Source organism: Methanosarcina flavescens (genome assembly GCF_001304615.2).
Taxonomy (GTDB): Archaea; Halobacteriota; Methanosarcinia; order Methanosarcinales; family Methanosarcinaceae; genus Methanosarcina; species Methanosarcina flavescens.
The window spans coordinates 1,378,769-1,393,064 of sequence record NZ_CP032683.1 but is presented as its reverse complement, the minus strand read 5'-3'; the positions used below and the strand labels follow the sequence as shown (position 1 = coordinate 1,393,064).

At 39.1% G+C, this 14,296-nt stretch carries 13 protein-coding genes; 9 read left to right on the top strand and 4 right to left on the bottom strand.

All coding sequences use genetic code 11. The features are described from left to right. Nucleotides 1–542 precede the first annotated feature (542 nt). Both AOB57_RS06270 and AOB57_RS06265 read left to right on the top strand, forming a co-directional pair. Nucleotides 543–860 carry a DUF167 domain-containing protein gene (locus AOB57_RS06270; RefSeq protein ID WP_054299913.1) on the top strand — a complete coding sequence of 106 codons (318 nt, stop codon included), beginning with the start codon at nt 543–545 and terminating at the stop codon, nt 858–860. Nucleotides 861–1,030: 170 nt separating this feature from the next. Then, nucleotides 1,031–1,462 (top strand): toprim domain-containing protein, encoded by a 432-nt coding sequence (locus AOB57_RS06265; RefSeq protein WP_054299914.1) that lies wholly within the window; start codon nt 1,031–1,033, stop codon nt 1,460–1,462. A gap of 93 nt (nt 1,463–1,555) precedes the next feature. On the opposite strand, the gene AOB57_RS06260 is transcribed toward AOB57_RS06265, so the two are convergent. Continuing rightward, nucleotides 1,556–1,972, bottom strand: coding sequence for a DUF356 domain-containing protein (locus tag AOB57_RS06260; RefSeq protein ID WP_054299915.1), 417 nt, complete (start codon nt 1,970–1,972; stop codon nt 1,556–1,558). Between the two features lie 1,279 nt (nt 1,973–3,251). On the opposite strand from AOB57_RS06260, the gene AOB57_RS06255 reads away from it, so the two are divergent. The 3 genes from AOB57_RS06255 to proC all read left to right on the top strand — a co-directional run bounded on the left by AOB57_RS06255 (nt 3,252) and on the right by proC (nt 7,021). Next, nucleotides 3,252–4,595: a glutamate-5-semialdehyde dehydrogenase gene (locus tag AOB57_RS06255; RefSeq protein ID WP_054299916.1), complete on the top strand. Its 1,344-nt coding sequence runs from the start codon at nt 3,252–3,254 to the stop codon at nt 4,593–4,595. A gap of 137 nt (nt 4,596–4,732) precedes the next feature. Next, the gene (proB, locus tag AOB57_RS06250; RefSeq protein WP_054299917.1) at nt 4,733–5,890 is read left to right on the top strand and encodes a glutamate 5-kinase; all 1,158 of its coding nucleotides are present in this window, start codon (nt 4,733–4,735) and stop codon (nt 5,888–5,890) included. A 312-nt stretch (nt 5,891–6,202) separates the two neighbouring features. Beyond that, on the top strand, nt 6,203–7,021 hold the full coding sequence (proC, locus tag AOB57_RS06245; protein WP_054299918.1) for a pyrroline-5-carboxylate reductase: 819 nt from the start codon (nt 6,203–6,205) through the stop codon (nt 7,019–7,021). Between the two features lie 442 nt (nt 7,022–7,463). Here the strand turns inward: proC and AOB57_RS06240 are convergent, their stop codons facing one another. Both AOB57_RS06240 and AOB57_RS06235 read right to left on the bottom strand, forming a co-directional pair. Further along, complete coding sequence (locus AOB57_RS06240; protein WP_082384324.1) at nt 7,464–8,162, bottom strand: peroxiredoxin; 699 nt, start codon at nt 8,160–8,162, stop codon at nt 7,464–7,466. 370 nt (nt 8,163–8,532) lie between these two features. After that, complete coding sequence (locus AOB57_RS06235) at nt 8,533–9,222, bottom strand: peroxiredoxin (RefSeq protein ID WP_082384325.1); 690 nt, start codon at nt 9,220–9,222, stop codon at nt 8,533–8,535. Nucleotides 9,223–9,762: 540 nt separating this feature from the next. Between AOB57_RS06235 and AOB57_RS06230 the strand changes: the two genes are divergently transcribed. The 4 genes from AOB57_RS06230 (at nt 9,763) to AOB57_RS06215 (ending at nt 12,845) form a co-directional block, all read left to right on the top strand. After that, on the top strand, nt 9,763–10,410 hold the full coding sequence (locus AOB57_RS06230) for a DUF1722 domain-containing protein (protein ID WP_054299919.1): 648 nt from the start codon (nt 9,763–9,765) through the stop codon (nt 10,408–10,410). A gap of 34 nt (nt 10,411–10,444) precedes the next feature. After that, nucleotides 10,445–11,539, top strand: a complete 1,095-nt coding sequence (locus tag AOB57_RS06225) for a hypothetical protein (protein WP_054299920.1) — start codon at nt 10,445–10,447, stop codon at nt 11,537–11,539. A gap of 644 nt (nt 11,540–12,183) precedes the next feature. Then, a complete protein-coding gene (locus tag AOB57_RS14485; protein WP_226999663.1) occupies nt 12,184–12,405 on the top strand; it encodes a hypothetical protein in 222 nt (73 codons plus the stop codon). A gap of 254 nt (nt 12,406–12,659) precedes the next feature. Then, on the top strand, nt 12,660–12,845 hold the full coding sequence (locus AOB57_RS06215; RefSeq protein WP_054299921.1) for a PspC domain-containing protein: 186 nt from the start codon (nt 12,660–12,662) through the stop codon (nt 12,843–12,845). Between the two features lie 154 nt (nt 12,846–12,999). Here the strand turns inward: AOB57_RS06215 and ftsY are convergent, their stop codons facing one another. Then, a complete protein-coding gene (gene ftsY, locus AOB57_RS06210) occupies nt 13,000–14,283 on the bottom strand; it encodes a signal recognition particle-docking protein FtsY (RefSeq protein WP_054299922.1) in 1,284 nt (427 codons plus the stop codon). Between the last annotated feature and the right edge of the window lie 13 nt (nt 14,284–14,296).

Here is a 14,296-nt window from a genome sequence, read left to right as displayed (position 1 = left end):
CATAGTATAATAAGTTTTCCTTCAAATTTTTACTATTATAGCAATCTTTTTGAGAATGTAGCTATTATAATGCCGTTTACAATTGAGGTCACTCTTTTAAGAGAAAATTGATTTTTATTATAAATATCTCCCATAAGTATATGCAATGTAACATACCCGCCGCTCGCCGACATTTTTATATATCAGTATGTATATAATATGGCTTCGTCGCATTGTATAGGTCCTTGCACGAGATAATGGAAAATCCTGACTGTGAGTGTATAGACAACCCCAATGCGGTACATCTATAGTGTGACACTGCCCGGCACGAGGGTAACTGAAAGTGACTGCGGAGAACCAGAGGATGAGCTTTCGGAGTTAGTGCGCTCGGGCTACAGCACTATTCTCTGCTGATTTTAAAACACTTAACTATAATTTTTGAATTATGGATCTATATCTTATCTTAAATCCGATTGGAGACTTTCTTCTAACTTAGAAACTTATCATTTCCAATTCTTTGCTTTGACAGGTATTTATAGAATACTTCCAGAAAGGTAAAACATATGTCTTTTGAAGAGGCAATCACAGATCTGGGTTCCGATATAATTGTTGATATCGAAGTTACTCCTGGTTCCAAGTCAGTCTTGGTTCCGAGCGGCTACAATGAATGGCGCAAACGGATTGAAGTAAAACTGACCAAAAGCGCCCAGAAAGGAAAGGCAAATGAACAGCTAGTTGAATGCCTTGCTGATCTCTTCAAAATTAGCAGTTCAGATATTCTTATAAATAGTGGAGCAACAAGCAGTAAGAAATCATTATTATTAAAAGGAGTTTCATACCAACGGGCGATTTCTATTTTTGGAGCTTGTTTAAGGAAATAAAATAGAAATTTAGGGAAAACTAGAGCTCTAATAACAGAATTTAGGTAGTAACTAAGTTTAGAGTAAGTCTTCAAGTTTTAAGAGTAAGTTTTTCCTCCTCTGAAAAGTATCTTATAGATTTTAAAAAAGCGTAATTTTAAAAGTTCGTATAATAACAGGTTGCAGACAAAGTGGCTGATCTTGATATTTACAGAAAAAGGCTTGAAAGGATTGAAGAGTTACTCTCCGAAATCTCTGAATATTCTTCACGGGGAGCAATTATCATAGTTGAAGGAAAAAGAGATGTTCTCTCATTGAAAAAGCTTGGAATTGAGGGCAATTTCGAACTTGCGACCCGGCACTCCCTCTTTAATTTTTCAGAAAGGATTGCCCAGCTTGGCAATGAGGTGGTCATATTAACTGATTGGGACAGACGGGGTGACCTGCTGGCTATAAAGCTTTCAGGATATTTCGAGAGCTTTGGCCTGAAACCTGAGCTTGAAATTCGAAACAAACTCAGACTCATCTCCCAGAAAGAAATTAAAGATATAGAAAGTCTTTATACCTATGTTTCCAGGCTTAGGTTGAAGACCGGGTACTGCTCAAAGCAGGATTTTCAATAAATCGATTTAAAAAAATATAAAGTTAATTTATAAAGTTAACTTTAAACTAAATTAAAATTTATAAAGTTAATGTTATTAATTGGCGAAGTTATTTTATTCTCTTTGCATCGGATTGGAGGTCTCTCCTTTCTCCTGAATGACCTCCATATTTTGTGGACTCTTCTGATGGTTAAATGTTCGGTCAAATTCTGGATATTTTGAAAACTTGCCAGCCAGTTCTTCAAACATTTTGTGTCTTGGACTGATAATGATTATATGAGCAGGAGGATGGATTTTCTTCAGCCTGCTAATTGCTGCACCTGCATGATTATTCAATTCTACCAATGCGGCAGAGTTACATTTTGATTTGAGGGATACGCCCATTACACTAACAAGAAGCTCATCAGCATAGGTCGGTTCTATGCGTTTTGGAGTAGCTGAAAATTGAATATGTCCGTATCGTTCCAGATCATGTAAGGCTATTTTTACTTTGTCCGAATCGTCTGCCCGGACTAATGCAAATGATTTCATTTTTTACACACCACCAATATACTGAAGTTATCCCCATTTCGATATGGATGTACCCCTATAATAATCTTTGTGTATGAGAGATGTTGAACAGGCAGGGGTTTTGGCATTTCTAGCCTCTTATGACCTTTTAATCACTTTTATACGCTATATATGGTCTTGGCCCCCGGCTGCAAAACTTTGTCTCTCTGCTGCAAGAAAAACTAAAAAATTATAAGGGTGCCTTGCAATTTCCTTTTTCAGATGTAGCACGCTCCTAGGTAATGGAGTCGTGTAAACATAGTTATATTCATCGTATATATATTCGTTTTGAAATAATATCGATCATTAAGAAAGCTGTTTTACTTATTCTTGTCGAATTTTTAATAAGTTATATTTCCTTTTATAATATAAACTGTGGGATCTTACCTTATAAGACAGTGTCATTAATATACTGTCTCAACAAATTAAAGTGAAATTGATTTTATCCTGTTGATTTTATCCTGTATATAGAACTATTAAAGATTAGCTTTCTATTTAACGAAATTGAAAATAAACTTTATTAAGATAAAGCTATATTTCATATGAATTTAAAATAAAGAAGAACTCAGCAAATTTTACTTCAGGCATAAAGACCTCAGATAAAAATATATGGAGTTAAGCCCTCCGAGTTATCAGCACTGCAAGTAAAAAGCTACTTGATAAGCTGTTATCTTTTGTCCAGAACTTCACTGTATCATTTACTGCAACAGTGTATAAAAGGTATCGAAAGTATTACAGTAAATGTCTTCACTTCTTTTCTTCCATGCCTACTTTCTAGATGTGGCGGGAAGATTTAATATATCTTAGAATTATGAATATACCGACATTTAAAGAAAATACCCTCACTTAAAGAAAAAGACACTCAATTTAACTCAGTACTCTGTATAATAATTTCAATATTCAATTTAACTCAATACTTAGTTTAATTTCAACATTCAATTTAACTCAGTACTCAATATAATAATTTCAATATTCAGTTTGATCTTATCATTGGTTCAATAGCAGGCCAAATCTGATGGCAGGATTCTTATTTAATAGTAAGATCACCGTTATAATTCTATAGTAAACTTATTATAATTTAATAGTAAGATCAATTATCTATAATTAAATAACAAGCTTGATAATTATATAGCGTATCGAAAATACCTAACCTCCAGATTCAATACTGAACCTTCAGTAAATTCATTAACATGATTACAATTTGGCTGCCCGATTATCGATGTGGGCACTCAGAAGTCATCATATCAAACGGTGTGATCATATGGCTGAAGATATCAAAACCAAAGTAATTCAGGCAAAAAGAGCATCAATTGAACTTTCCAGTGTAAACACAGAAATAAAAAATCGAGCGCTTGAGGCCATGGCTCAGGCTCTGGATAAGGAAAGGAAAGCTATTCTGGATGCAAATTCAAAAGACCTTGAATACGCAGCTGAACTGAAAAATAAGGGAAAGCTTACTCAGGCCCTTGTAGACAGACTTAAAGTGAACGATTCGAAGATTGATGGGATGATCGCAGGAATCAGAGATGTAATTAAGCTCGATGACCCTGTAGGAGATACCCTCTCTACTCTTGAACTGGACAAAGACCTCGTTCTCTACCAGGTGAGCTGTCCAATCGGCCTTATAGGGGTAATCTTTGAATCTCGACCTGATGTGGTACCTCAGGTTATGTCTCTTTGCCTGAAGAGCGGAAATGCGACCATTTTCAAGGGCGGAAGTGAAGCAAAAGAGTCCAATCGCACTATTTTCCAGATTCTTGTAAAAGCCATAGAATCCACCGACGGCATGCCAACTGGAGCTTTCCAGCTTATGGAAACCAGAGAGGAGATTATGGATCTTTTAAGCCTTGATGCCTATGTAGATCTTCTTATCCCCAGGGGCTCAAACGAATTTGTCAAATTTATCCAGGAAAATACGAAAATTCCGGTGCTTGGGCACACAAGCGGAATTTGCCATATCTACGTGGACGAATATGCGGACCTCGATATAGCCTGGAAGGTCTGCTTTGATGCCAAAGTTCAATATCCTGCAGTATGCAATGCCATTGAAACCCTTCTGGTTAACCGTAAAATCGCGGATGCTTTCCTGCCCAGGATGGCAGAAATGTACCTTGGGGCAGGAGTTGAGCTGCGCTGCGATCCTGACACTTATGCTCTGCTTGAGAATAAAGGATTTTCCCCACTTTCAAAGGCTACTGAGGAAGACTGGAGCCTTGAATACAATGATCTCATTCTTTCAATAAAGTACGTTGATACTATCAAGGAAGCAATTGACCACATAAACACTTTCGGCTCCCATCACACCGATGGAATAATAACCGAGGACGCCACCAGAAGAAATGAATTTACAGGGCTTGTTGATTCTTCTAGTGTTATGGTAAATGCTTCAACCCGTTTTGCTGACGGCTATCGTTACGGGAAAGGAGCTGAAGTTGGAATTAGCACAAATAAAATTCACTCCCGTGGACCCGTGGGCATGGAAGGACTGCTGATTTATAAATACATCTTGCTCGGGAAGGGGCAGATTGTTGCAGATTATGCTGGAGAAAATGCAAAGCCCTACACGCACAGAAAACTTGATCTTAAATTCGAAGATATAAACTGAGACCTGTCGAATGTTTGTGATATATTTATATATCTGAACTCAAATACCAGCGCAAATTGAATTCAAGCGATGGAATTCGGACTGCGGTTGCATTATATTTCAGCCGCACCTCCAAAATACCTTATGAGGCCTTGTGATTGATAGACAGAAAAAAATTTCTCAATGAAGTTAATAAAGTCGTTGTCAAAATCGGTACATCCTCAATTACAAAAAAGAACTGTGATAGTACAAAAGAAAATTGCAGTATTGATCCTGACTTTATGGAAAATATTGCAGCCCAAGTCTTTGAGCTTCGAAGGAGCGGAAAAGAAGTAATTGTGGTAAGTTCAGGGGCGATAGGTGTCGGGCTCTATGAACTGGGCATTGCTCCTAAACCTCGGGAAATACCTATCCGGCAGGCAGCAGCAGCTGTGGGGCAAAGTATCTTGATGCAGTACTGGAGCGAAGCCTTCGCAAAATATGGGATAAAAGTTGCTCAGATCCTCCTCACTTATGATTTCTATTCTGACAGGATATCTTACCTGAACCTGAGGAACAGTATCTCCACCCTTCTGGAATATGGGGTAGTTCCCATAATAAATGAAAACGACTGTACGTGTACGAATGAGATTGAAGCTATCTTCGGAGACAATGACAAACTCTCTGCAATGGTCGCAAGTAAAATCGATGCTGACCTCCTGATTATCCTTTCGGATATCGATGGTCTTTTCGATAAGAACCCCAAAACACACAGCGACGCCAGGCTCATCTCTCTCGTTGAAAAAATAACACCTGAGATCGAAAGTTATGGGGGTGACCCTACGAGTTTCAAGGGTGTAGGAGGAATGAGAACAAAAATAAAAGCTGCAAAGATCTGCAGCATGGCAGGCTGTTATGTCCTGATAACAAATAGTGAAATTGATAACGTGCTTCTGAAAGCTCTTTCCGGAGAAGAGATAGGTACCTTTTTCCTGGCTGAAAGGCACATTCGGAAGAACCGCGCCCGCTGGATCATTCTTGCAAAGGCTTCAGGTACTGTCCGTGTGGATGCAGGGGCAAAAGCCGCAGTTCTGGGGAAAAACAGCCTTCTTCCTGCAGGGATTATAGAGGTTGAGGGAAATTTTGACCGGGGAGATGTGGTAAGACTCGAATGTGAAGGTAGAGTCTTTGCAAAAGGAATTACAGATTACACTTCTGAGGAACTTGCCAAAATTAAAGGAGCTCATACCGACGAAATTGAGGGTATCCTCGGCTATAATAATTACAGTAATGTTATAAAAAAAGAGAATATCGGCATACTGGAAGAGTTGTATTGAATCAATTCGCAGGCCTGAAGAATCAATCTTGATTTTTCGGACCTGGGATTTGAATTAATTTCTTCTTGTCCGGACCTTTTATCAATCTGTCAAATTCTTTTAAACCTTCGATTCCTTTAAATTCTAAGCTGCTTTAAATTCTAAGCTGCTTTAAAAATTACTTAGTTCCTTTAGATTACTTAGTTCCTTTAAATTACTAAACTGATTTAAACTACTAAATTTCTTGAGATTACTCAATATTAACTGTAGATAAGTTTTAAAAGGCAAGTGCCTCTTTATTTGCTTTTATCTCAATAATAGGAGAAGTAATATATGACAGTTCAGAACCGAAAAATAGGATTTATCGGAGCAGGAAAAATGGGCTCTGCTCTTATGCAGGGAATTATAAAGGCCGGAATTGTAAAACCTGAAAATCTTGGTGCAAGTGACGTATATGAACCTTTTTTGAATGAGCTGAATTCTCAGCTTGGCATCAATGTATCAACTGATAATGCTGTTATTGCTCAGGCATCCGATATTCTTGTTCTTGCGGTGAAGCCCCAGATTCTAGGCTCGGTACTAGAAGATCTTAAACCTTACATAAATGCCGATAAACTTATCATCTCAATTGCAGCCGGTGTGCCTCTTGCCACTTACGAAAATGCCCTTCCTGAAGGCACAAGAGTCGTCCGGGTGATGCCAAATATTGCAGCTACAGTTTCCGAAGCCGCCTCAGGAATTTCCCCGGGCAAAAATGCCACCTCCGAAGACCTGAAAACCGCGCTTGAGATCTTTTCTGCAGTCGGCACTGCGGTACAGGTGCCTGAATCCCTGATGGATGCCGTTACAGGCCTTTCAGGCAGTGGGCCTGCATTTATCTTTCCTGTAATTGAAGCAATGGCTGATGGCGCTGTACTTGAAGGAATGGATAGGAAAAGTGCCCTCACTCTAGCAGCCCAGACTGTACTTGGGGCTGCAAAAATGGCACTTGAAACAGGCCTGCATCCCGGAGAACTCAAGGATATGGTTACCTCTCCTGCTGGAACTACCATTCAGGGCGTTCGTATCCTTGAAGAGGCAGGAATCAGGGCTGCATTCATGAATGCGGTTATAAAAGCAAGCGAGCGTTCAAAGGAGCTCGGAAAGAAGTAATTCCTTTTTTCATTTTTTTACTTACCATTTTATTCTTTTCTCCCTTATCGACTCTCGCCCTCAATTCCGGTTTTTATTAAATTTCTCTTCTTCATCTCAGTTTTATCCAGAATCAATATACTTTAATGATTATTTGTTATAAATTGGAGTAAATTTTATATAGCAGTTCTTCGTATAATATTTCGGATATATTAGACCAACCACACAAAATTGGAGATTCAAGAAGGTCATATTTCGTCTTTTCAGATTTTATTTCAGCTTTTGAACTTTTGCACCCTGTTTGCGATGAACTCTGGTGAAACGGAGTCTTAGACCTTCTTCGGTTCACCAGGAGGATCTCTTATTGGGGGGTAAGAGATTCTTCTATACTTACGCAACTCTTAAACTAACTCCACCAATTTACCTGTGCCTTACTTCCAGGCCCTTGAGATTTTTAATTCAATCACTCCAAATTATTTTTACTGTCTTTCTTCAGGCAAATAAACCAGTCAAGGCAGTAAACTTCATCCTGGACTTTCTCTAGCCTTTCCTCTACCTCATTCATTGAACGAGGAGTACGAATTATAACATCATCGCCTGGCTGCCAGTTTGCTGGAGTTGATACACCTTCAGCATAATTCTTCTGCATGGCGCTGATGAGCCTCTTGAATTCCTGAATGTTCCTGCCGTTATTTATAGGATAGTAGACCATTGCCCTGATTTTTGACTCGGGATCTATAACAAACGTTGCTCTTGCAGTCTGGATTCTTGAACCCTTTAACTGAACCATACCATATTTTTTGGCAACATCCATTCTTAGGTCAGCGATCACCGGAAATCCTATCTTTACATTTTTCATCCCTTTGTACTCGATTTTCTCCTCAATTCTCTTAAGCCACGCAATGTGGGAGAAAACGCTGTCTATAGAGACCCCAATGAGCTCAGTATTCATTTCTCTGAATTCTTCCTGCATACTGGCAAAAGTCATAAATTCAGTAGTGCATACGGGTGTGAAATCTGCAGGATGGCTGAAAAGAATTACCCATTTGCCTTTATAATCTTCAGGGAAGTTTATTGGTCCCTGAGTTGTCACGGCTTCAAATGAGGGTGCATCTTCTCCAATTAGCGGTATACATATTTTCTCATACTCGGCTTCTACCATACTCTCACCTGCACTTTTGTTTCAGAAGTTCCTGTATATGGAAACTGACTTCGAGTTACCGGGAGTGAGCACTAAAAAGAACACTAAAAGCATTGCTCTTCCCACGTCCTCCATAAGTAATTTTATGTATATTTTCATTCTTATAAATCTCTTCTCAAACAGCAATAAAATATTTTTCTGCTGAAAATTTTTATTCTTTAAATATTTTAATCAAACAGAGTCTGATACTGAAAAGCTAAGTGCTGATTTCTGTTAAAAAAGGGATTTCTGAAGTAAGTTTTTCCAGAAATTTTTTTCATAGAGCTATTCTCTATTAATAAAATAAAAAAAAGGTTGATAAAATAATGTTTAAAGAATTTTATGCTCTACGTTACTTTTTACTATCTTTTTTCAGGCACAAAAACCAGTCAAGACAGTACATGTTCTCCTCTGAATTACCGGCTCTTTCTTTTACGGCTACCATTGAACTGGGGGCTGGAATAATGACATCATCTCCTGGCTGCCAGTTAGCCGGCGTTGCAACTTTTTCAGCTGCATTCTTCTGAAGGGCCATAACTATCCTCTTGATTTCCTGCATATTCCTTCCGGTTGACTGCGGATAGTAAAGTATTGTCCTGATTTTTGCCTCAGGATCTATGATAAATACGGCTCTTACAGCCTGCGTAGTTGAGGCATTTGGCTGGATCATACCGTATTTTTTCGCAACATCCATCTTCAGGTCTTCTATTACCGGGAACTTGACCTCAAGATTTTTCATCCCTTTATACTCAATTTTCTCTTCTATCCTCTTGAGCCATGCAATATGGGCATAGACACTGTCTATGGAGAGCCCTATAAGTTCGGTGTTTATTTTTCTGAAATCTTCTTGCATGCTGGCAAAAGTCATGAATTCGGTAGTGCATACGGGTGTAAAATCCGCAGGGTGGCTGAAAAGAATAACCCATTTGCCTTTGTAGTCATCTGGAAAATTAATTGGCCCTTCGGTTGTCACAGCTTTAAATGCAGGTGCATCGTCTCCTATTAGCGGCATATGTATCTGTTCATACTCGGCCTGTATCATGTTTTCACCTATATTTTTAAGAGTATACCGTTTTATTTGGGATCTGGAGACTGACTTCTAGTTCCGGGAACTTAACCCCTAAAAACACTGCCCTTCCCCCTGACCTCCTCCATAAGTCATATCCTATAATTATTTTTGTTGCTATAAAGCTGTTCCCGAAAAAAGAAAGAAATTACCTTTGACTAAAAAACTTTTTAATAAACTCCTCCTCCATAAGTCATATCCTATAATTATTTTTGTTGCTATAAAGCTGTTCCCGAAAAAAGAAAGAAATTACCTTTGACTAAAAAACTTTTTAATAAACTGCCTTCTTCGAGATTTCTGTCTTATAAAATCTGTTGTATAGCGATTTTTAGTAAGTTTCTGATTAAGTTTAAACCATTTATTCAGTCGGACTTAGTATTTTTCTCTAACAAGTGCTTTAAAGCCTTTTTTAGGAGTCTTCTACTTTCTGACTCTATATTTTTAAAAAAGGAGTCTTTTGCGGCTTTCTTCTAGAAAGTAATTTATGCTGCAAATCCTTTCTTATATGGGGGTTAAATGAGGGAGTTTGTTAGGCCAAAGGTTGTGGTTAGTGGATGCCTTGAGTTTGATCACTGCCGATATAATGGGGATATGATAAGCAGCCCCATAGTGGCAAATCTCATGGAGTATGTTGATTTCCTGCCAGTTTGCCCGGAGGTGGAGTTAGGGCTTGGCATTCCCAGGGATCCGGTAAGGATAGTCCTTGAGAACGGGGAACAGCGGCTTGTGCAGTCCGCAAGCGGCAGGAATGTAACTGAAGTTATGGAAACATTTTGCACTGATTTTCTCAATTCTACAGGAAACATTGACGGTTTTATTCTGAAATATCGGTCTCCTTCCTGCGGCATTAAGTACGAGAGGCATCTTTACAGTGTCTTCTCTAGACCTTCGAGGTACACTTCTAACATTAATATACTCGTACATGCTTTCGGATATTTCTCAGAGGGAATATCTACTCAGGAGAAATCATTATTTTTTGATCCGATTCAGAAATACAAGGACGGAAAAACCTCTCTTTGCTCTGCAATTAACACTATCAGGGCGTGGGCTGTGCGCTTTGAAGATCAGTATCTTATGAATCAGACTTTTTTTGACCCCTTTCTGGAGGGTCTGCTGGAAGTGGACCATGTAGATTCCCACCACAGGGAAGATCTTTGGAAATGAAATCACAGACTGCAATCTAGATGGGGGCTAATTTGTGAAAAGAGCAGCCACTCTTTTTTGCTTCTTCCTGTTCATTTATCTGGTCGACTTCATCCTGGTATCGCCCTGCCCTGAAACTTCCACGGGTTCCTGTATAGGCGATACCATGGAGAATCTGGTAGGAGTAAATATAGTAAATAGTGAGCCTTGCAGTGCCTGGGTTACAGAGGAATCCATCAGTTCAGGAACATCGTCCCGAACTTACTCGTGGGAATACAAAAGCCATAGCTGGCAGCTTACCCTGCCTCTTGACGATGAACTTTATGAATCATATAAAGCCAGGACTCGAAACAGGGACTATGATCTATTTGCTTCGGACCCGTATGATGACTGGTTAATTAAGGAGATTGCAGACAGTTTGATCTCCCTCTCAAAAGCTTGTGGGCTTGAGGAAAGTGAAATACCGGGTTTTTGTGTTTCTTTTGTTCAGTCCTTGAACTATACCTCGGATCTCCAGAGTTCAGGTTACGAGCAGTACCCTCGTTTTCCTTATGAGACTCTTTATGAGGGAGGCGGGGACTGTGAAGATACCGCAATTCTCTCTGTAGCGCTTCTTCAGGAAATAGGTTGTGATGTTGTCCTTCTTGAACTCCCTGAACATATGGCTCTGGGAGTAAAATGCAATCCTGAGCAGAAGGGCAGGAGTTTTGAGTACGAAAGCCACAATTATTATTATTATCTGGAGACCACAGGTACTGATTGGCATATAGGGGAAATTCCCGAAGAATATGAAGGCCAACCTGTACGTGTTGTCCCTGTTTCCAGAAGACCCAAGATTAATCTTGATTTCAAAGCTCAATGCAAGTACTCAAGAACAGAGGGAATTGTCGATGTCAGTGTCACCGCAATCAATGTGGGTTCAGAAAAAGCTGAAAACATAACCTTTTACGTTGCCCTTCAGGCTAAAGATCAGCTCTCTTTCTGGGACGAGATTGAAAGTTCTCCAGTTGTAATTGAGCCGGAAGGGGTTTACAACTATACCGCAAAAGGGCTTAAGATTCCTGCAGGGGAGGAATTCAGGATATATGTGCAGGCGTTCGGGGAGAACTTTGTATCTGAAGATGTAACCAGCGATTGGGCTAGAATCTAAAAAAACATGAACCTCTGAAAGATCCTTCAAAAAAGAATTATGTGTAAAATTCTAACTTAAAACCGTCGTAAAAATCAATAATTGTTAACTTTCTAAATAAAACGGATTGGCTTCTAAGGGTTTAAATTCTACATGTTTATCTAAGAACTTATGAGGAATGTGCCAAGATATTTAGAAAAACTCATTTTCTATCTTAGCACTATTCGATGACTAATTTGATACTCGTTAGTTGACCCTTTATGATTAAATCAAAAAAGGATTATTTGTTCTATTTAAAAGCAGATGAGATTGCACTCAGGAAAAAAAGAGGTACAATCCAGTATTATATAGATTACTTTCTGGATGATATCTGGAGATTTGAGAGATTACTAAGAAAAAGAGAGTACTATATAAATTGTAAAAAAAGTATTATATAAACCATATAGTCTGTATCTTTTTTCAAATTCCAAAGACTAAGTACGAAATTAGGATTTACTATCCCTCCGAATGTATTTGGTCCTGGATTATCTATTGCTCATAAAGGTACTATAATTGTAAATAGTAATGCAAAAGTTGGCGAGAATTGTCGCATTCATACCGGCGTAAGTATTGCAACAAACGTCTTTAGTAGGGACTACAAATCCAGACCAGATTTTGTATTGCCCGTGCCAAAAATAGGGAATAATGTGTATATCGGTCCTGGTGCTAAAATTTTTGGAGATATTGAAATTGCAGATGATATAGCAATAGGTGCAAATTCAGTAGTAAACAAATCCTTTAAAGAAAAGGGAATTACAATAGCAGGAGTTCCAGCAAGAAAAGTTAGCAATGAAGGATTTGATAAATGCTATTTTAAAGCTACAGAAATTTTAAGAAAATCTCAGTAGATTTCATGATTGGTTTGTTATATGTGAGGATTTTCAGTAGTTAGCCTTAGCCCTTGACACTGATTTAGATCGGTTTTCTACAAAGCTATTAAAAAACCAGCTAAAATCAACTCACTTGCAAACATATAGAGATTCTCGATAAAATCTCCTGTTTTCAGAGTTACTTATTTCAGAGTTACTTATAAATTGAATCTCAGCAATCTATTATGTAGCTTTTATAAAGCTTAAAGCATTTTGTAATTAGGGGTGGTCAAATGAATAGGTTGTACAGATCAAAGAAGAACAGGATTATTGCAGGGGTATGTGGCGGGATAGGTGAATACTTTAAAGTTGATCCTACGCTTATACGGCTCCTATGGCTGCTTATCACTATAATGGGTGCAGGAACAGGTATAGTTGCCTATATAATAGCATGGATTATAATTCCTGAGGAGCCCTGAGCTTCTCCGATAAAAATCTAAATCTCTCCTCTGGAAAACCAGAAATTTAAAAAAGCTAATATTTTCTTTCAGATTAGTCCTTTAGTAGAATTCATAAAATAGTGGGTCTCCCAAAACGCTTTGATTGACTCACTATTCTATGCTAGCTCAAAGCTTAAGCGGCCTGGTTAAAAAGCTGGTCTATGAACCATTCGGGATCGAACTTTTTTAAGTCCTCATAACCCTGTCCTATCCCGAAAAAGAGAATTGGCTTGCCTGTGATATAGGCAATGGATATCGCAGCTCCTCCTTTGGCATCAGCATCTATTTTTGTCAGAATTGAACCATCAATTGGCACAGCTTCATTGAACTGTGCAGCCCTTTCAACTGCATCATTCCCTGCGACGGCTTCATCTACAAAAATTATAAGATCTGGAGTGCTTACCCTGCAGATCTTTTCCATTTGTGACATAAGGTTAAGGTTAGTATGCATACGGCCTGCAGTATCGGAAAGCACGAAATCTATCTTATGGGCTTTTGCATATTGCACTGCATCGTAAATAACTGCCGCAGGATCGGCTCCGGGTTGATGCTTAATCATTTTTACTCCGAGTCTGTCGGCATGAATCCCGAGCTGATCAATGGCACCCGCCCTGAAAGTATCTCCTGCAGCAAGAACCACAGAATAATCCGATTTCAGCAATCTGTGCGCCATTTTTGCAATGGACGTTGTTTTCCCTGTCCCATTGATTCCAACAAAGACAATATGGACCGGTTTTTCCCTGTTCCTCACATACTCGTCAAAGTCGAAGGTATTGGCAGAGACCACATCGTAGATGGCTTTTCTAAGGGCTGCCTCTACAATATCTCCGGTATTGCTCCCAATCCGCTTTGTAGTACCTGTAAGCTGTTTTTTCACGGACTCCACAATTGCTTCGGAAACTGAAAGAGCGAGGTCACTCTCAAGAAGCCCCATCTCAAGTTCCCAGAGAGGCTCTTCCAAGTCTTTACTATCCAGATAGACCTCCCTATTGAATACAAGAGCTTTCGCTTTCTGTGCAAACCCGACCTTCGAGGAAAATTTTTTAAAGAAGGATTTTTTTTCCTCAGGTACTTTTTCTTCTTCCACAGGTTTGATCTCTGCAGCCTTCTTTCTCTCTTCAAGTTTTTTCCCGTATTCGGCCTTTTTCCAGTCTTCAATCCCGACCTTTGAAGGGGCACTCGTTACAGGTTTGACTTCTTCAGGTTTGACTTCTTCAGGTTTGACCTCATAACTTTCCTCTTCTAGGAGTGTCTCAGGAGCTTCTTCCTCTGGAATGGGCTCGATCTCCTCTTCAAAGCCCTCTTCGGACTCAGGCACAGGTTCTATTACCGGTTCGATTTCTACAGCTTTATCATCAATAGTTCTGCTGAGTGCCTTCTTAAAATTCCCAAGCTTTTCTTTGAATTTGCTGAACACAAGATCCCATCCC